This window comes from Mesobacillus boroniphilus JCM 21738, assembly GCF_000517385.1.
Lineage (GTDB): Bacteria > Bacillota > Bacilli > Bacillales > Cytobacillaceae > Mesobacillus > Mesobacillus boroniphilus.
Genome location: NZ_BAUW01000032.1, coordinates 12939 through 31048, shown reverse-complemented (window position 1 = coordinate 31048; position 18110 = coordinate 12939). Strand labels below are relative to the sequence as shown.

11 protein-coding genes, 8 pseudogenes and 2 other annotated features are annotated in these 18110 nt (G+C 43.4%); of the genes and pseudogenes, 3 read left to right on the top strand and 16 right to left on the bottom strand.

The window, feature by feature from the left end:
• Positions 1-42 precede the first annotated feature (42 nt).
• The 3 genes and pseudogenes from polX to zapA form a co-directional block, all read right to left on the bottom strand.
• Positions 43-1761, bottom strand: a complete 1719-nt coding sequence (gene polX / locus JCM21738_RS10835) for a DNA polymerase/3'-5' exonuclease PolX (RefSeq protein ID WP_023627064.1) — start codon at positions 1759-1761, stop codon at positions 43-45.
• A 258-nt stretch (positions 1762-2019) separates the two neighbouring features.
• Positions 2020-2561: pseudogene (locus JCM21738_RS10830) on the bottom strand (CvpA family protein).
• 7 nt (positions 2562-2568) lie between these two features.
• Positions 2569-2828, bottom strand: a pseudogene (gene zapA / locus JCM21738_RS10825) (cell division protein ZapA).
• 142 nt (positions 2829-2970) lie between these two features.
• Here zapA and rnhC point away from each other — a divergent pair.
• Positions 2971-3900, top strand: coding sequence for a ribonuclease HIII (rnhC, locus tag JCM21738_RS10820; RefSeq protein WP_023627061.1), 930 nt, complete (start codon positions 2971-2973; stop codon positions 3898-3900).
• Between the two features lie 71 nt (positions 3901-3971).
• On the opposite strand, the pseudogene pheT reads toward rnhC, so the two are convergent.
• From pheT to JCM21738_RS10805, 3 genes and pseudogenes are all read right to left on the bottom strand, one after another.
• A pseudogene (gene pheT / locus JCM21738_RS10815) lies at positions 3972-6383 on the bottom strand (phenylalanine--tRNA ligase subunit beta).
• A gap of 19 nt (positions 6384-6402) precedes the next feature.
• On the bottom strand, positions 6403-7440 hold the full coding sequence (gene pheS / locus JCM21738_RS10810) for a phenylalanine--tRNA ligase subunit alpha (RefSeq protein WP_023627059.1): 1038 nt from the start codon (positions 7438-7440) through the stop codon (positions 6403-6405).
• 56 nt (positions 7441-7496) lie between these two features.
• Positions 7497-7742: a binding site (T-box leader), on the bottom strand.
• A gap of 61 nt (positions 7743-7803) precedes the next feature.
• Positions 7804-8558: pseudogene (locus JCM21738_RS10805) on the bottom strand (TrmH family RNA methyltransferase).
• Positions 8559-8682: 124 nt separating this feature from the next.
• Between JCM21738_RS10805 and sspI the strand changes: the two are divergent.
• The gene (sspI, locus tag JCM21738_RS10800) at positions 8683-8898 is read left to right on the top strand and encodes a small acid-soluble spore protein SspI (protein WP_023627056.1); all 216 of its coding nucleotides are present in this window, start codon (positions 8683-8685) and stop codon (positions 8896-8898) included.
• Between the two features lie 263 nt (positions 8899-9161).
• On the opposite strand, the pseudogene JCM21738_RS10795 reads toward sspI, so the two are convergent.
• A pseudogene (locus JCM21738_RS10795) lies at positions 9162-10246 on the bottom strand (M42 family metallopeptidase).
• Positions 10247-10321: 75 nt separating this feature from the next.
• A pseudogene (locus tag JCM21738_RS22420) lies at positions 10322-10788 on the bottom strand (dUTP diphosphatase).
• A 416-nt stretch (positions 10789-11204) separates the two neighbouring features.
• Here JCM21738_RS22420 and JCM21738_RS10780 point away from each other — a divergent pair.
• A complete protein-coding gene (locus JCM21738_RS10780; RefSeq protein ID WP_023627051.1) occupies positions 11205-11606 on the top strand; it encodes a hypothetical protein in 402 nt (133 codons plus the stop codon).
• On the opposite strand, the gene JCM21738_RS10775 is transcribed toward JCM21738_RS10780, so the two are convergent.
• From JCM21738_RS10775 to ytxC, 8 genes and pseudogenes are all read right to left on the bottom strand, one after another.
• Positions 11601-12215: a TVP38/TMEM64 family protein gene (locus tag JCM21738_RS10775; RefSeq protein ID WP_035209356.1), complete on the bottom strand. Its 615-nt coding sequence runs from the start codon at positions 12213-12215 to the stop codon at positions 11601-11603. The two genes, JCM21738_RS10780 and JCM21738_RS10775, sit on opposite strands and share 6 nt — an antisense overlap.
• Positions 12216-12273: 58 nt before the next feature.
• Complete coding sequence (locus JCM21738_RS10770) at positions 12274-12549, bottom strand: DUF1294 domain-containing protein (protein WP_321172038.1); 276 nt, start codon at positions 12547-12549, stop codon at positions 12274-12276.
• Between the two features lie 288 nt (positions 12550-12837).
• A pseudogene (gene rplT / locus JCM21738_RS10765) lies at positions 12838-13198 on the bottom strand (50S ribosomal protein L20).
• Between the two features lie 37 nt (positions 13199-13235).
• Positions 13236-13436 (bottom strand): 50S ribosomal protein L35, encoded by a 201-nt coding sequence (rpmI, locus tag JCM21738_RS10760; RefSeq protein ID WP_023627047.1) that lies wholly within the window; start codon positions 13434-13436, stop codon positions 13236-13238.
• A gap of 16 nt (positions 13437-13452) precedes the next feature.
• Positions 13453-13956, bottom strand: coding sequence for a translation initiation factor IF-3 (gene infC / locus JCM21738_RS10755; RefSeq protein WP_023627046.1), 504 nt, complete (start codon positions 13954-13956; stop codon positions 13453-13455).
• 129 nt (positions 13957-14085) lie between these two features.
• Positions 14086-14212, bottom strand: a sequence feature (ribosomal protein L20 leader region).
• Positions 14213-14588: 376 nt separating this feature from the next.
• Entirely contained in the window at positions 14589-14768 is a 180-nt protein-coding gene (locus JCM21738_RS23855; RefSeq protein ID WP_148296094.1) for a hypothetical protein, read from the bottom strand.
• A 51-nt stretch (positions 14769-14819) separates the two neighbouring features.
• Positions 14820-16749, bottom strand: a pseudogene (gene thrS / locus JCM21738_RS10745) (threonine--tRNA ligase).
• A 358-nt stretch (positions 16750-17107) separates the two neighbouring features.
• Positions 17108-17983: a putative sporulation protein YtxC gene (gene ytxC / locus JCM21738_RS10740; RefSeq protein ID WP_023627043.1), complete on the bottom strand. Its 876-nt coding sequence runs from the start codon at positions 17981-17983 to the stop codon at positions 17108-17110.
• Positions 17984-18110: the final 127 nt, after the last annotated feature.

Sequence of the window (18110 nt, the reverse complement as noted above, 5' to 3'; positions counted from 1 at the left end):
GAAGGTACTTTTATTAGGCTCCTTTGCAAAAGAAACCCTTTCTTAATTACGGCCGTGCAGGAAATCCAGCAATCCTTTCAGATCCAATGCATTCAGGACGGATGATTCCTTGATCCAGCCTTTCCTGGCGGCTGTTACGCCTATTCCCATATGTTCAAGTGTATCCACTTTATGCGCGTCCGTATTAATGACAAGCTTGACACCTTCATCCTGAGCTTTCCTTAAATATTCTGATGCCAGATCAAGTCTGTTCGGATTCGCGTTCAACTCAAGAGCTGTATTTGTTCCCTTTGCCAGCTTGATCAGCATGTCGATATCAACCGAATATCCCTCACGACGACCAATCAGCCTGCCAGTGGGATGCGCGATGATATCAACATGGGCATTGACCAACGCAGTCTTCAACCGATTCATGATTTTTTCGGTTGGCTGGGAGAAAGAAGAATGGATCGATGCAATGACCAAGTCGAGGTCTGCAAGCAAATCATCTTCAAAATCCAATGAACCATCCGGTAAAATATCCATTTCAATCCCTGTCAATATCGTGAAGTCATCGAATTTCTTGTTCAGTTTTTTCACTTCTTCAATTTGCTTCCGCAGGCGTTCCGGCGTCAGACCGTTCGCTACCTTCAAATACTGGGAATGGTCTGTGATCGCCATGTATTTATAGCCTCTCGCGATACATTCCCTTGCCATTTCCTCAATTGAATGGCCGCCATCGCTCCACGTTGAATGCATATGAAGATCGCCTTTAATTGCTTCAAGAGTGATGAGTTTCAAATTTTCTTTATATAATTCAACTTCCGAGCCGTCTTCCCTTAACTCAGGCGTAATGAAGGGAAGGCCGAAATATTGGTAAAACTCTTCTTCCGATTTGAATGTGGTGACTTCACCTGTTTCTACATTCTCCACACCGTATTCGCTGATCTTTTCTCCTTTTTCCTTCGCAAGCTGACGCATTCTTACATTATGGTCTTTTGAACCAGTGAAGTGATGGAGCGCAGTTGCGAATTCTTCAGGATCGACAAGGCGGAAGTCCACGTTCACATCATAATCCAGGCCAAGTGTGACAGAAACCTTGGTATCTCCCGCAGCGATAATTTCCTTTATTTTCGGCATTTTGACCAGCTCGTCCTTCACCGCCGACGGATTTTTTGAAGCAATGATGAAATCCAGATCCTTGATCGTCTCTCTCATCCTGCGCAAGCTTCCTGCTTTTGAAAATTGTTCGATTTCCTCTATCTTTTGAAGATATGATTCAATTAATTCCGCAACCGGGAGCATATATGCAAGCGACAGTCTATCCGGCCTTGTGCCAAAGTTTTCAATTGCCGCAAGAATCTTTTCTTCACTCTTTTTGCCAAAGCCTGCAACGTCACGAATTTTCCCTGACTTCGCAGCCTCCTCCAGGTCGTGGATGCCTTCTACTCCCAGCTCCTTGTATAGCTTGGCAATCTTTTTCCCGCCCATTCCCGGCAGCTGCAGCAGTGGGATTAGCCCGCTCGGTACTTCTTCCTGCAATTCCTTCAGCTCAGTTGATTGCCCCGTCTCCATGAATTCCTGGATAACTCCGGCTGTTCCTTTGCCGATTCCTTTAAGTTCAGTCAACTCGCCCATTTCTGACATACTGCGCTCATCTCCCTCAAGAGCAGCAGCAGCCTTGCGGAATGCAGAGACTTTAAATGGGTTTTCACCTTTTAATTCCATATATATAGCGATCGTTTCAAGTAATTTTACGATATCTTTTTTATTAACAGACATGATGTCCACCTGCCTTTTAAAATTCCCGACCGGTTTAAGCCGGCCGCAGTCATTGTCTTCTATTTTATAGAAAACAAGCCCTACTGTGAAATTAAATGAAAAATGATATGATCAGGAGTTACAATGCCAGAATTTGTGCTGTGTCTATATTTGGGTGTTGCAGCTTTTCCCTGCCATAATGAAGCCATTTCAAGCCTATCACTCGTTAGCATCACGAGAATTTGTTAAAAAAGAAAAAACTTCTCCGCAACAGAGAAGTTATGCAGCCATGTATTCAATCCAAAGTTGTTTAATTTGCTGGGAAAATACTGGGGTATTTTTTATGATATTTTCGGCTAGAATTGAATCGTTCAGCGGTCCCTGAATCGTCTGGATTGGCACTAAAGCAGCAATGTAGAGAACGATGAACAAAAGCAAGTAAACTTCAACAAAGCCAAGGAATCCTCCTGCCCAGACGTTCAGCTGCTTCAAGATTGGAAGGTGAGCCACAAAATCGAGCATCGAACCAATGATTTGAAGCAGGATTTTCACTGCAAAGAAAATGGCTGCAAATGCAATCGCCCGATAATATGCATCTTCTAAATTGGCATTCTCAAATAGAAGATTCAACGTCGCATTGCTGCCCAGGTTCGGATATGGAATCCATAGAGTCAGCTTCGGAGCCAACTGGTCATAATATATGTACGCCACGATGAAGCTGCGATGAATCCAGCCAAATGGATGGTTTGCAGGATGAACCCCCTCTTCAATCCTACAATGAAGCCAATAAGCAAAATAGCTAATACAGCAAGATCAAGCATGCATTTTTCAGTCCTTTAACCTTTTAATTTCCGCTTCGAGCGATTCAACACGATCTTTCATTTTTATGTAATCATTAACGGCATTCACAGCAGTTAATACAGCTAATTTACTAGTATCAAGTGAAGGATTCGCTGAGCCGATCTCACGCATTTTATCGTCTACCATCGAGCAATGAGCCGGATATGGCTGGTGCTTTCTGTGCCGACGATCGTATATTGCTGTCCGTAAATATCGACAGTCGACTTATTTTTTTTTGTGTCTGACAACATTTATGCCCCCATTCATAAGAATCCTATTTTATACTATAACATGAACGTAAAAGGCTGGGAAGTATTTGCCTGTCAGATCTGTATGGTTTTTGGAAGAATATGTATAACTTTGAAAATGTAAAACAGGGAGTGTAGAGCAGTGGGAAACAGTGTCCTTCAGAAAAGTCCGGAAGAAATCAAAAAGATGAAAGAGTATTACAGTAAGTTTCTCATTGATAAGCTTCCGCCTGGCAGTATTTTTGCCGCCAAAACACCTTCCTGTGCAATCACTGCCTATAAATCAGGAAAAGTATTGTTCCAGGGAAAAGATGGGGAGACCGAGGCCGCAAGTTGGGGAACGGCTCTAGCGCCTTCTGCTAAAAAAGCCGCTGCACCAACTCCAGGCTCCCATTTGCCAAAGAATATTGGCGAGATTTCCATCATCGGTTCAGATGAAGTGGGAACTGGCGATTATTTCGGTCCGATCACAGTCGTCGCAGCTTATGTCAGGCGGCAGGATATACCATTATTGAAGGAGCTCGGCGTCCAGGATTCAAAGAATCTCAAGGATGATAAAATCATCGAAATTGCCAGGCAGCTCGTAACCTTTTTACCGCACAGCCTGCTGACACTGCATAATGAAAAGTACAACCAAATGCAAATGAAGGGCATGTCGCAGGGAAAGATGAAAGCTCTGCTGCATAACCAGGCGATCCACCATGTTCTTGAAAAAATCGCACCTGAAAAACCAGAAGCCATTCTGATTGATGAATTTGCAAAAGAGCAGATTTATTACGCCCATTTGAAAGGTCAAAAAAAGATTATCAGGGAAAACGTTCTGTTCAGCACAAAAGCAGAAGGAATTCATCTGGGAGTGGCTGCAGCGTCAATGATCGCCCGCTACGCGTTTGTCCGCCATTTCGAGAACCTCAGCAAACGCGCAGGATTCACGATACCAAAAGGTGCTGGCGCAGCTGTTGATAAAGCGGCTGCAAGGTTGATCCTCGATAAAGGTATAGATGTATTGCCAGAATTCGTTAAGCTCCATTTTGCCAATACTGAAAAAGCGAAGAAGATTGCACGAGTATAGGTCACAAGCACTTTGACGTTATTCTCAGAAATTCATATTAAAAAGGCAGCCCGCGGGCTGCCTTTTCGAATTTATCCTCTTAATACGGCTCCTGCTTTTTCTTCAAGAACTGCAAGGACTTACTGTGTGCTTTTGCAATATCTTCGTCTGTCAGTGTTTTTTCCGGATCGAGGTATTTCAGTGAGAATGCAAGGGATTTCTTGCCTTCTTCCATTTTTCACCTTCGTAAAGGTCGAAAACATTTACTTCTTTTAATAGTGATCCACCAGCTTCAGTGATGATCTTCTCCAGGTCGCCGGCAGCAGTTGCTTTGGCAGCAACAAGCGCAATATCCCTTGTGATCGACGGGAAGCGCGGGATTGCTGTGTACTGCAACGGCGCTGTTTCTGCTTCCAATAATGCTTTTAACGATAACTCGAAAACATAAGTTTCTTTCAAGTCGAGTGATTTTTGTTGAGTTGGGTGAACCTGGCCGATGAAGCCGATAACATTGCCTTTCAGCAATATTTCAGCCGTACGTCCAGGATGCAGTCCATCGTGCTCAGCCTTCACGAAACCTAACTGGCTTTCAAGGCCCAGCTTTGCAAATAATCCTTCAACGATTCCTTTAAGAACGAAGAAGTCAACAGGCTTCTTCTCACCCTGCCAAGGATGGCTTTCCCATAGGCCAGTAATGGCTGCAGCAAGGTGTTCGCGTTCTTCAGGAAGGTCTTCATTGCTGTTCTTCAGGAAGACTGCCCCAGTTTCATAAACAGCGAAACTCTCAGTCTGGCGAGCAATATTGTATTTCAATACTTCAAGCAGCTGAGGTACGATGCTTAAGCGCAATAGCTGCGGTCCTCGCTCATTGGCATTGCCAGTTCTACAGGCTCGCGCTTATCCAATGCGTACTGTGTTGCTTTCTCCGCGCTTGTAAGGGAATACGTGACTGCCTGGTAAAGACCTGCGCCTTCCATGTAACGGCAGACAACACGACGCTTTTTCTGGTAGTCAGAAAGGTGTCCTGGTGTTGACTCTCCTACAGGAAGAGTTGTTGGCAGGTTGTCATAGCCATAAAGACGGCCAACCTCTTCAATCAAATCTTCTTCAATCGTGATGTCCCCTCGGCGAGTTGGTACTGTTACTGTGATTGTGCCATTATCGACAGATGTTTCGAACTTCAGGCGGGCAAAAATGTCCTCAACCTGTGTCATGTCAAGGTCTGTTCCCAGAACTTTATTGATTTTTCCGAGTGTAGTTGAAACAACAGCTGGCTTAACTTCGAGTGAATCTGCCTCGACAACGCCTCCAAGAAGTTCTCCACCGGCAAGCTCAATCATCAATTCAGCGGCACGTTCTGCAGCCGGGCGAACTCTTTCAGGATCCACACCTTTTTCATAGCGTGAGCTTGCTTCACTGCGCAAACCATGGTCCTTCGAAGCCTTGCGGATAACTCCACCTGTAAAATAAGCCGACTCCAGCAGGACAGTTGTTGTATCGCTGCCAACTTCTGAATTCGCTCCGCCCATTACGCCTGCAAGAGCTACTGGCTCTGTTCCGTTCGTGATAACTAGATGTTCCGGTGTCAAAGAACGCTTGACATCATCCAGCGTTTCAATCACTTCGCCATCCTTTGCGCGGCGGACAAGGATTTCTTTTGATCCCAATTTATCGTAATCGAAGGCGTGAAGCGGCTGGCCGTATTCAAGCAAAATAAAGTTCGTGATATCAACGATGTTATTGTGAGGACGGATGCCTGCAGCCATCAGTCTTGTTTGCAGCCAAACTGGTGATGGGCCAACTTTTACATTCTTGATCACCTTTGCAACGTAAAGAGGATTATCTTCTTTTGCTTCAACCGATACGTTGATATAGTCACTAGCCTGCTCTGAAGATGTTTCAGGCTGTGGATTTGGCAGCTTGATGTCCTTGCCAAGAATCGCTCCAACTTCATATGCAACACCAAGCATGCTCATCGCATCTGCGCGGTTTGGAGTTAAGCCAAGCTCAAGGATCTCGTCATCCCTGTTTAAAGCCTCTAAAGCGTCCTTGCCGATTTCTGTGTCCGGAGTGAAATTGTAAATTCCCTCAGCATATTCCTTTGGTGCAAGTTTCCCTGCGATTCCAAGCTCCTGCAGTGAGCAAATCATACCGTTTGATTCTTCACCGCGCAGCTTTGCTTTTTTAATTTTGAAGTTTCCAGGAAGAACTGCTCCAACTGTCGCAACGGCAACCTTCTGTCCTTTGCCGACATTTGCCGCGCCACAGATAATTTGAACCGTTTCACCGTTCCCAAGATCAACTAGTGTTTTATTCAGTTTTTCTGCATTCGGATGCTTTTCACACTCAAGGACATGGCCGACAACTACGCCCTTCAAACCCTCATTTAACTTTTCTACGCCTTCTACCTCGATGCCGCTTTTCGTGATTTTTTCGGCGAGCTCTTCAGCTGATACGCCTTCCAAATCGATATATTCCTGCAGCCATTTATATGATACCAACATGGTTTTACCCTCCTAATCCTTATTCTTCAACTGAAAATTGCTTCAAGAAACGGACATCGTTTGTATAGAAATGACGGATGTCATCGACTCCATACTTAAGCATCGCGATACGCTCAGGCCCCATACCAAACGCGAATCCAGTGCATTTTTTTGAGTCGTATCCAGCCATTTCTAGTACGTTTGGATGGACCATCCCTGCTCCAAGGATTTCGATCCAGCCGGTTCCCTTACATACACTGCAGCCTGATCCTCCGCAAATTTTACAAGAAATATCCATTTCGACTGAAGGCTCAGTGAACGGGAAGAAGCTTGGGCGCAGACGAATTTCGCGATCTTCGCCGAACATTTTCTTTGCAAAAACTTCAAGTGTTCCTTTCAGGTCGCTCATTCTTACGTTCTCATCAACGACAAGCCCTTCAATCTGCATGAACTGATGTGAGTGAGTTGCATCGTCGTTATCACGGCGATAAACCTTGCCCGGGCAGATGATTTTCACAGGACCCTTACCCTTGTGTTTTTCCATCGTCCTTGCCTGCACAGGGGATGTATGTGTGCGCATCAATATTTCTTCTGTGATGTAGAAAGAATCCTGCATATCACGTGCTGGATGCCCTTTTGGAAGATTCAGCGCTTCAAAGTTATAGTAGTCTTTTTCAACTTCAGGGCCTTCCTCTACTGTGTAGCCCATGCCGATGAAAAGATCTTCGATTTCTTCGATGATGCTCGTAAGCGGGTGATGACTGCCAGTTCTGACTGGTTTTCCAGGAAGAGTCACATCGATTTGCTCAGCTGCCAATTGTTTTTGGACTGCTGCCTCTTCAAGTTCCTTCTGCTTAACCTCGACCTGGCCGGAAATCGCATCGCGGACTTCATTTGCAAGGGCACCCATTTTCGGTCTTTCTTCGGCTGATAGCTTGCCCATTCCTTTTAGTACTTCTGTTATTGGCCCCTTTTTCCCAAGATAGGAAACGCGGACTTCATTCAATTCTTTTAGGTCAGCTGCTGCGGCGACTTTTTCAAGTGCCTCAGCCTGCAGTTCTTTCAAACGATCCTGCATTGGTAAATCCTCCTTCATATTCTTCTTTTTTGAACACAAAAAGACCTCATCCCTGGTAAAGGGACGAGGTCAAGGTTATCGCGGTACCACCCTTTTTAACAGGCAATACAGTTATGTATTACGTGTTCGCTTCATTGAGATAACGGCTTTGTGCCGATGCATCTTTACGCTTGTAAAAACGGTCCCGATGCCAACTCAGGAGGTGAACTTCGCTTGTCTGTTCCATAAAAATGCTCCCAGTCACCGGCATTTTCTCCCTGGATGGCCATCTTCAAGCTACTTTTCTCCGTCATCGTTTTTGAAATATTATTTTTGCTGTTTATTATATTATAATCTTTGCGCAGTATCAAATGGTTTTAGGGCCTATTTTGCTGTTTTTAAATAATATAGCAAAATACCTGCTGCGACAGCGACATTCAGTGATTCGCTTTTCCCGTATATCGGGATATAAAGATTTTGTGTTGTTTTTGCCAGAAACTCTTTATTTACCCCGCTTCCTTCATTTCCTACGAGAAGGGCAAAGGCTTCTCCTTTTTCAGCCTCTGTAAAAACTACTCCATTTTCAAGGGCGGTTCCATAGACCGGGATGTTTTCGGCTTGGAGCTTGTTCATCCACTCGGAAATGTCGCCACTTAAAACTGGCATATGGAAGTGGCTTCCCTGCGAAGAGCGCAAAACCTTAGGATTATACATATCGACACTGCCCTTCCCAACGATGACAGCATCAATACCGGCAGCATCAGCTGTCCGAATCATCGTTCCAAGGTTACCAGGTCCTGGACAGAATCAATCAGCAAAAAGGTTTTTCCATTTGTTTCTGGGTTCTTCGGCTGCCGGCATACAGCAAATATGCCCTGAGTTGTCTCGGTGTCAGCAAGCTGCTTGCTGATTTCATCCGTTACAACCGCAACAGGAATCGAGCCGTAATCCAGGCCATGCGGCAATTCGGTTTTTTCACTTAAAATGATTTCTTCTACATCTTCTTTTTTCGTGAGTGCTTCTTCAACTAAATGGAATCCCTCGACAAGGAACATACCTGACTTGTCTCGTTCCTTTCGCGTCAGCAATTTCTTCCACTGTTTAACTTGCGGATTTTTATCAGATTGAATGTACTTCAATTCTGGCTCTCCTTTAATATGGCTTGTCAATTTTATTATTATAGCTCAAAACAGATACATAATAAAACCAAAATTGTTCATCCTATAAACATCTTGGTAAATTTGAAAGGAGTTTGAGCAGAGCATGAACTTAAACCTTAGGAATGCTGTCATTTCAAACGTAGCAGGAAATTCACAGGACGAGCTTAAAGATACAATCGTCGACGCAATCCAGAACGGCGAAGAAAAAATGCTTCCTGGACTTGGAGTTTTGTTCGAAGTCATCTGGCAAAATGCCTCAGAGGAAGAAAAACAGGAAATGCTGAACGCATTGGAAGATGGATTGAAAGGGAAGCAATAAATTTGGAAGGACTCCTTCGTTTTGAGGAGTTCTTTTATTTTAGTGCTGAATGGGTACTCTTTTTTCCATCAAATGGATAAAGTAGTGATTAAGCTCGAGTTCGTAGTGATTATGGTTAATTTCGTAGTGATCAAGTGCATTTTTGGAGTGATTCACAGTGATCTTGTAGTGATTATGGTCCAAAACGTAGTGATTGTTTTAAAGACAAACAAAAAAGTTCAGAAAACCAGGTATCACAGATTTTCTGGACTTTTTGCTAAATCTTATTCAAAAGTAATCTTCTCAACTGTTTCTTTATCGAGACGCTTGATGACTTCAACGATCAGCTTTACAGCGTTTTCGTAGTCGTCACGGTGAAGCATTGCTGCGTGTGAGTGGATGTAGCGTGTCGCTATTGTGATGGACAACGCTGGTACACCACGGTGTGTCAGGTGGATAGCGCCAGAATCTGTTCCTCCGCCTGCTACTGCATCGAACTGATATGGAATGCTCAATTCATCAGCCAGGTCTGTCACAAAGTCACGAAGTCCCTTGTGGGATACCATCGATGCATCATAGATGATGATCTGTGGTCCGTCACCCATTTTGCTAAGAGCTTCTTTTTCGGTAATACCTGGAGTGTCTCCGGCAATCCCTACATCAACGCCGAAAGCGATGTCAGGCTGGATCATTTGAGCGGAAGTTTTCGCGCCGCGAAGGCCAACTTCTTCCTGCACTGTCCCAACTCCGTATACAACGTTGGATGTTCTGCATCTTTAAGCCCCTTAAGGACATCGATTGCAATTGCACAGCCGATGCGGTTATCCCAAGCCTTAGCAAGAAGCATTTTCTCATTGTTCATAACAGTGAATTCGAAGTAAGGAACAACCATGTCTCCAGGAGTTACTCCCCATTCCTTCGCTTCGTCACGGCTTGAAGCACCGATATCAATGAACATATCCTTGATATCAACTGGCTTTTTGCGCGCTTCCGCTGGGAGGATATGAGGCGGTTTAGAACCGATGACACCAGTGATCTCGCCTTTACGGGTAACAATCGTCACGCGTTGTGCAAGCATAACCTGGCTCCACCAGCCGCCGACTGTCTGGAAGCGGATGAATCCTTTGTCATCGATGCTTGTCACCATGAAACCAACTTCATCAAGATGGCCGGCAACCATGATTTTCGGTCCATTCTCATTGCCGACTTTCTTTGCAACCAGGCTGCCCAGGCCGTCCGTAGTTACTTCATCAGCGAATGGAGTTATGTATTTCTTCATTACTTCTCTTGGCTCACGCTCATTGCCGGGAATACCTTTGGCATCGGTTAAATCTTTTAGCATTGTTAATGTTTCATCTAATTTCGCCATTATTTCGACTCCCTTAATATGTAGTTTCGAAACCTATTATACTAGACATGCGGGGTATTGTACAAAAAATTCTGCCTAATAACCTTTACGCTGCCTATCATAATTTACTTCATTTTTCTTAATATATGCCTGTTCAATTTGATCGTCTTCCATACCAAGCATCAGCGCAAGCTCCATATAGCTTTCAAATAAATGAACGTAATCATCTTTGCTGCGGCTGTTCCTGAATTTTTGTACTGATTCGTATATTCCGAGGACTGATTGCTGATGTCGGTTTCGGCAGTTCTGTTTGGGGTGACCGACTCAAGATTTTCATATCCACATTCAATCCCCAGCGACAGGATAAAATGGACTCCATCCACAAACTCCTCGAGAATGATATCCCTTTCGGAGGATGGCTTCATACTCCAAAACTTGAAACACCTCGTCTCATTAGCAAGTTCGCCGATTTCAACAAGCAGCGCGAGGACCTTTCGATCAAATAAATCTTCATTCTCGAGACCATGTTGCGATTCAATATGACTATCAAGTGCTTTTTGCATTTTAAAAAGGTGTGTTGTATTCATTTTTCAGCTCCATCTGTAATTTTAGCCTTAAGTTGCTTTGATTTTGACAGCTATCCGTGTTATTTCTTAAAAGCTGTCTTAATTTCCCGGGTATTTTGACAGCTTTTCTATGATTCCCTTCCAACCTGTCACAATTCTGGCCTTTTCTTGACAGCTTTTCTCGTATTCCCATCAAACCTGTCATAATTCCGATCTTTTCAGCCATTGATAGATTTCCGAAAGGTTTTAACTAAAAAGCGCTGTTAAACTCGACGTTGATTTTGTTCCACACGCTTCCCTTTCCACTTAAGTTTGAATCATGCCGTTTAAAAAGTATAAATCAATTATAAAATTGTTGAAACTATTTAGAATCTCATCCGTAAATAAGGAAAGTTCGCATTGGAGGGGCAGTCATGATTCTGCTTTTACGTCTTGTTTTATTGTTTTTATTCATTTTTCTAATATACAGCGCAGTGAAATATTTATTCCATCCAAAAAGGAAGCTGGAGCTTGCCCATGAGCAGATGCGCTTTTTCTTATTGGATGATCCAGACAATGTCCGCAAGAATTTCTTATTAACATATAAGGGTGTTCTGTTTGAGGGTGAAAAGTATTTAGGCACAACTCCGTCTGCCTTTGAGGTTGTTTCCATTTTCATTTGGCCAAAAAAAACGTCGGCCTTGAAAGGGCTTGTCCTTGAGGATTTCCAATTCATCGAACGGAAAATCCATGAGAGTTATCCGGTGGCCAAAATTGACTGGAAAAGCCCGATTAAGGAATTCATGGCGAATCATGACCAGGATGATGAATTATAAAATGTAAAAGCGTCCGATATATTCCGGACGCTTTTTCTTATGCTGTTCTATCAAAAATTCTCCCCACTTAATGAAGATAATTTTCTCACGCAACAAATAGGCTGACAGCAAAAATACAATCATCAGAAAGAGCCCTGTAAATGAGTTAAATTTCCCAACATACTCCCCGAATATCGTATAAAAGATGACGAATGGAATATTCGCAAGAAATGAAGCGAACATAAAGTCTTTAAAACTACTTTTCCGCTCGTAAAGGCAAAAGCTTAGCAGCTGGTAATGAATCACCGGCACAAGCCTTAACAGCGCGACCTGGGCGACGGTCAGATCCCTGAAGCGTCCTACCAGCTTTTTTTTCAGCCTGCTTAGCTTGTTCATCATCTCTGGAATCTGTCTCATTAAAAAGTAGAATAATATACTTGCTCCCGACAAACCGAGCAGCGAATATACAATTCCGGGTATAATTCCAAACATTAATCCTCCAGCGATACAAATAACCGCAGGAGGTATGAATACAAATTGGCGGAAAACATGAAACAAGATAAACAATACTGGTGCATACCAGCCACCAGATTCCACAATGATCAGCAGCATTGACCACGCATCATCCATTCTTGTCACCTGCCTGCTTAGTCTTTGTTGCTACTAGCTTATAGAATCATACAAGCTGTTATGCCAAAAGCTTAAATAAATATGTAAATATACCAATCTCAATAATAGCAAGGAGCGGCAACCCATATTTAAACTGGACATGCTTCGTCTTATGCCTGTAATGCTTCATACCAGCTGTTGCCCCGATTGCTCCACCAAAAAAGGCAACGTTCCACAGTGTTTTTTCGCTTATTCGATAATGATTGTTTCTTGCCCGCTTTTTATCCATTCCCATGATAAAAAAGCCCCAAAGATTCATGACTGCAATCAAGCCAGCCAAACTCCATATCCCCACATCTCCACGTCCTCTTTAAGTTCTATGAAATCATTATAGCTTTATAAAAGGCTGTTTTCCTAAAAATTGTTGTTAAAATCCTAAAGCCGATTTTAACGTAATGCATACCTATTTTCCAGGTCGGTATTAAGTTTGCATGCTCTTTTCTCATAAGAAGCATCAACTTTACGAAGAGATATAGGTAATTTAATTCAATAATGTATTCAATAGCAACAAAGTATGAGAAAAGAGCGTTATAAAAAGAAAAAACCACCCTCAATTTGAGAATGGTTCATCTTATCAATTTAATTACTTGTTGAATTGTTTCTTAGCTGTTTCAGCCAACTGAGCGAATGCTGCTGCATCGCTTACTGCAAGTTCAGCAAGCATCTTGCGGTTTACTTCGATACCTGCAAGCTTAAGGCCGTGCATCATACGGCTGTAAGAAAGGCCGTTCATGCGAGCTGCTGCGTTGATACGAGCAATCCAAAGTTTGCGGAAGTCGCGCTTCTTCTGGCGACGGTCGCGGAATGCATACATTAGGGATTTCATAACCTGCTGGTTAGCAACCTTGTATAATGTATGTTTTGAACCGTAATAACCTTTTGCTAATTTAATGACTTTTTTTACGACGCTTGCGCGTAACTGTACCGCCTTTTACACGTGGCATGTAATTTCCCTCCTATATAAATCGAGATCGCTCGAATTTACTTAATGTTGTCAAGCATGTGACGAATACGTTTGAAATCGCCTTTAGAAACGATTGCGGATTTGCGAAGCTTACGCTTAGCTTTTGTAGACTTGTTAGCAAATAAGTGGCTAGTGTAAGCGTGTGAACGTTTAAGCTTGCCAGTTCCAGTTTTCTTGAAACGCTTGGCAGTGCCGCGGTGAGTTTTCATTTTTGGCATAGGGACTTCCTCCTCGTTACTTTTCAGTTTTAGGTGCTAGAACTAGGAACATGCTTCGGCCATCCATTTTCGGATGTGATTCAATTGTCGCTACTTCTTTGCAAGCTTCAGAGAAGCGATCAAGAACACGCTGACCGATTTCCTTATGGGTTATTGCACGGCCCTTAAAACGGATTGATGCTTTAACCTTATCGCCTTTTTCCAGGAATTTGATAGCATTGCGCAACTTCGTGTTGAAGTCATGCTCATCAATTGAAGGACTAAGACGGACTTCTTTAGTTGTGATGATTTTTTGGTTCTTACGTGCTTCTTTTTCTTTCTTTTGCTGTTCGAACTTGAATTTTCCGTAGTCCATGATCCGGCCTACAGGAGGCTTCGCGTTCGGAGCAACAAGGACAAGATCAAGATTTACACGCGTTGCGATCTCAAGAGCCTCAGCTTTGGATTTGATTCCTAATTGCTCGCCGTTTTGATCGATCAGACGAATTTCGCGAGCACGAATTCCCTCGTTTAGTAACATCGCATCTTTGCTAATAATTAGCCACCTCCAGGGTATTGTCGAATACATTGTCAAGGAGAAGAAGTACATTGCCAGGCCGAAGCCGCATCTTGCTCACACAATGACATACGATATAGTCCATTTTTATTTTGCAATAAAAAAGTGCAGGCGACAACACCCACACTTACGAAAACAAAATAATTAGACGTTTACGTATTACCTGCCAACAGCACAATTGCGTCAACCAGGTGAGAAGCGGGTGCTTCTTCTTTCCTAAAACTTGTATTCAGTTAACTCTTGCTAATATAGCATAAAGAAATTGATGTGTCAAACGAATCACTTTCGTTAACTGCAACAAAAAGTATTGTATCAGATAGAAATACAGGCTGCAATACTTTTTTTAGGCATTGTAAAATTATCTTCAAAAAGCAGTACCAAAACAAAGATTTCTATCTACATAAAAAGATGTCACAGCTCATTTTCTTATTTCTAGCGATAATTCATGGGAGAAATAGACAAGAAAGCTGGTGTACATATATTGATCGCGATCATCATCACAGGTGTGATCACCGGATTACTTGCAGGCACTGCATTGAAGTTTTTCAGGACAGGCTATGGTTTTTCTAATGATATTGACAATACGCCTGTTAACCTTAAATCATGCCGCAACTGCAGCCAGAGGATTCAGCGCAGTTATACAAAAAATCTTTGTCCAACTTGCTCCAAACCGATTGAATAAAACAAGAGAAGCCCCTCTTGTTTTTATTCCAGCTCCAGCGCCTAGCCCTTCGAGTCGCTTCGGTCCGCCCAATGAAGTCAAAGAACGACTTCACTGGTCGGTCCTCCACCGCTTGTCGGGGCTGATCAAGGCGCTTTCGCTTTTCTTATTTCTTCGCTTCTTTCCTGAATGATTCCAGGAATTCATCAAATGCAATTGTTTCGGATTTCTGTTCGCCGTATTTGCGGACGTTGACTGCTTTTTCCACTACTTCATTGTCACCGACTACGAGCATATAAGGAACTTTTTGCATTTGTGCTTCGCGGATTTTGTAGCCGATTTTTTCGTCGCGGCCATCGATTTCCACGCGGAAGCCTTCTGCCTTAAGCTTTTCCTTGATTTCTCTTGCATAGTCATAGTGGACTGATGGAGATACCGGATGATCTGTGCCTGGACTGGAGCCAGCCAAGTCGGGAACGCTCCTTTATATTCTTCGATCAGGAAGGCGACAAAGCGTTCCATTGTCGATACGACACCACGGTGGATAACGACTGGACGATGATGCTTGCCGTCTTCACCAATATAAGTCAAGTCGAAACGTTCTGGAAGCAAGAAGTCGAGCTGGACTGTTGAAAGAGTCTCCTCTTTGCCAAGGGCAGTCTTGACCTGGACATCAAGCTTCGGCCCGTAGAATGCTGCTTCGCCTTCAGCCTCGAAATATTCCAGACCCATTTCATCCATCGCTTCTTTCAGCATAGCTTGAGCCTTTTCCCACATCTGATCATCATCGAAGTACTTTTCCTTGTCCTCTGGATCTCTGTAGGATAGACGGAACGAGTAATCATTCATATCGAAATCCTTGTAGACTTCAAGCACAAGCTCTACTACACGCTTGAACTCTTCCTTGATCTGGTCAGGTCGGACAAAGAGATGGGCATCATTCAAAGTCATCCCGCGCACACGCTGCAACCCAGCCAATGCGCCGGACATTTCATAACGGTGCATTGTTCCAAGCTCGGCAATCCTGATTGGAAGTTCCCTGTAGCTATGGATGCTGTTTTTGTACACCATCATGTGGTGCGGGCAGTTCATCGGTCTTAATACAAGCTGTTCATTTTCCATTTCCATGACCGGGAACATATTTTCCTGATAGTGGTCCCAGTGTCCGGAAGTTTTGTATAGGTCGACACTTCCCATTACCGGAGTGTAGACATGGTCATAACCAAGGCTGACTTCTTTATCAACAATATAGCGTTCGATGATGCGGCGGATTGTCGCACCTTTCGGAAGCCATAATGGAAGCCCCTGGCCTACCTTCTGTGAATTAGTGAATAGATTCAGTTCTTTTCCTAGTTTGCGGTGGTCACGTTCCTTCGCTTCTTCAAGCAGCCTCAAGTGCTCTTTCAAATCTTCCTTCTTGAAGAAAGCTGTACCGTAAATACGCTGGAGCATCTTGTTGTCGCTGTCGCCGCGCCAGTATGCGCCAGCAATGCTCAACAATTTGAATTCTTTCAGCTTGCCAGTTGATGGTACGTGTACCCCACGGCAAAGGTCGACAAAGTCTCCCTGTTCATAAAGGGTAACCTTCTCATCCGCCGGAATCGCTTCAATCAATTCAAGCTTATAAGGGTCCCCAAGCTCTTTGAAAAACTCGACTGCATCCTCACGGCTTACTTCTTTACGGACAATCTCAATGTTCTCATTGATGATTTTCTTCATTTCCTTTTCAATCTCCGGCAAATCTTCCGGAGATAAAGAATGCTCCATATCGATATCATAGTAGAAGCCGCCTTCAATTACTGGTCCTACTCCGAGGTTAACATCTTTATATAGACGCTTGATTGCCTGTGCCATCAAGTGAGCAGAACTGTGGCGCAGGATTTCAAGAGCCTCAGGATGTTCTGGAGTGACGATCTCAATCGCTGCATCCTCCTCGATCGCTCTCTTGAGATCATACGGCTGTCCGTTGACCATACCCGCAATGGCTTTCTTCTTTATGCCCGGCTGATCGAGCTGGCGATATCTTCAGTAGTTGTGCCCGCCGGAAACTCCTTCACTGCTCCATCTGGAAACGATATTTTTAACATGTCTGCCATTGGCTTTTCCTCCTTTTAAAAATATGGCCAATTATTAGCCAAAAAAATAAAAAACCCGTCCCTGAAACAGGGACGAGTTTGATCACACGTGGTTCCACCCAATTCCCACTCTTGCGCAAAAATAACGCAGGAATGGCTCTGGTTGCGGTAACGGCTTCTGCCGCCAGCCAATACTTGCCAAAAGGCGTTCACAGCTGGAGTTCAGAGGTGGTAGGCGTTTCTTTAGTGTTAGGAAGTTTTCAGCCTTGCCTTCCCTCTCTGGAAACCTTTCAAGAATGCCCATATCCTCATCATTACATTTACTATTGATTTAGTATGTACGTAATTATAGTTTGTAATGTTTTGAAAATCAAGTGGGCTATTGTATATTTTCACAATCCTCTTTAAAAAAGTTTACTTTTTCATCATGAAAAGCGGAGACTGGACTGACTTTCACACGTTCTTCAAAAAGATTGATGATCGTCCTCACTAACGGCTGGTGAGGATCGTCCGTGTACAAGTAAATGGTCTCAGGAGCAATCGACAGCAACGGAGCAATCGTCCCAGAATCTACATAGACAGGATGGTTGACAAGCAGCTTGCGGTCAATCGTTTTAAATAGATCACTCCGTTTCATTTCTATGAATTGCTGATTATAAAAGACCATGTTTTCGTCAATCAACAGGTATAAATGGGACATCTGCGGTTTCCTGTCCTCCAGGAAATCCCTCAGGGTATGAAGGAATACCTGGTACTCCTGTTCCATCTTATACTCGTCAATCGCAATCTCTACCCATTGGGAGAGCTGCTCAGTATAGGCCTTCAGCCTGAACATGACAAAGGAGTCAAAAGAAAATGAGACTTTTTCATTAAAAATTTCACTAATTGAACTCTGGATCATTCCTTGTTCCCCGACACCTTCCATGAAAGGAGCCAGATCTCTACGATTGCCTTCTATGACGGAATAAATGATATCAAGGATTTGATCCTGTTCTTCACTGTCATGATAAAAATACGATTCTGCCAGGATGGCTCTTAGCCAGTCATCACGTTTCACCTTTAAAATAAAGTCATAAACACATTTTTTGAGTACATGCAACTTTTCATTTTTATAAAATTCTTCTGGAATAAGCACTCTATTTCGATCTTCATTAAGAAGAATTGAATTCGTTTCCTGCCATGAAGCAAGCCTGGCAACTAAATGTTGATACAAATTCCAGGCATCCTGCTTTTTTTGGAAGATGATTTCAATCAACCATATCCCCCCTCTTAAATAATCCCTGATTATATATATGGGGGACTTGGACAATTTAGAAGTGTCCATATGGTCGATAACTGGTTATAAGCGAAAAATGTGCCGCAACTTGATTATCTGCGGCACA

Coding starts and splice junctions, on each gene's coding strand:
- polX (WP_023627064.1), bottom strand. CDS start 1,761: ATGTCTGTTAATAAAAAAGATATCGTAAAATTACTTGAAACGATCGCT.
- JCM21738_RS10775 (WP_035209356.1), bottom strand. CDS start 12,215: ATGGATGATGCGTGGTCAATGCTGCTGATCATTGTGGAATCTGGTGGC.
- sspI (WP_023627056.1), top strand. CDS start 8,683: ATGAACTTAAACCTTAGGAATGCTGTCATTTCAAACGTAGCAGGAAAT.
- JCM21738_RS10780 (WP_023627051.1), top strand. CDS start 11,205: ATGATTCTGCTTTTACGTCTTGTTTTATTGTTTTTATTCATTTTTCTA.
- pheS (WP_023627059.1), bottom strand. CDS start 7,440: ATGCAGGATCGTTTGAAAGAACTGCAGGCTGAGGCACTTGAAAAAGTC.
- infC (WP_023627046.1), bottom strand. CDS start 13,956: ATGTTACTAAACGAGGGAATTCGTGCTCGCGAAATTCGTCTGATCGAT.
- rpmI (WP_023627047.1), bottom strand. CDS start 13,436: ATGCCAAAAATGAAAACTCACCGCGGCACTGCCAAGCGTTTCAAGAAA.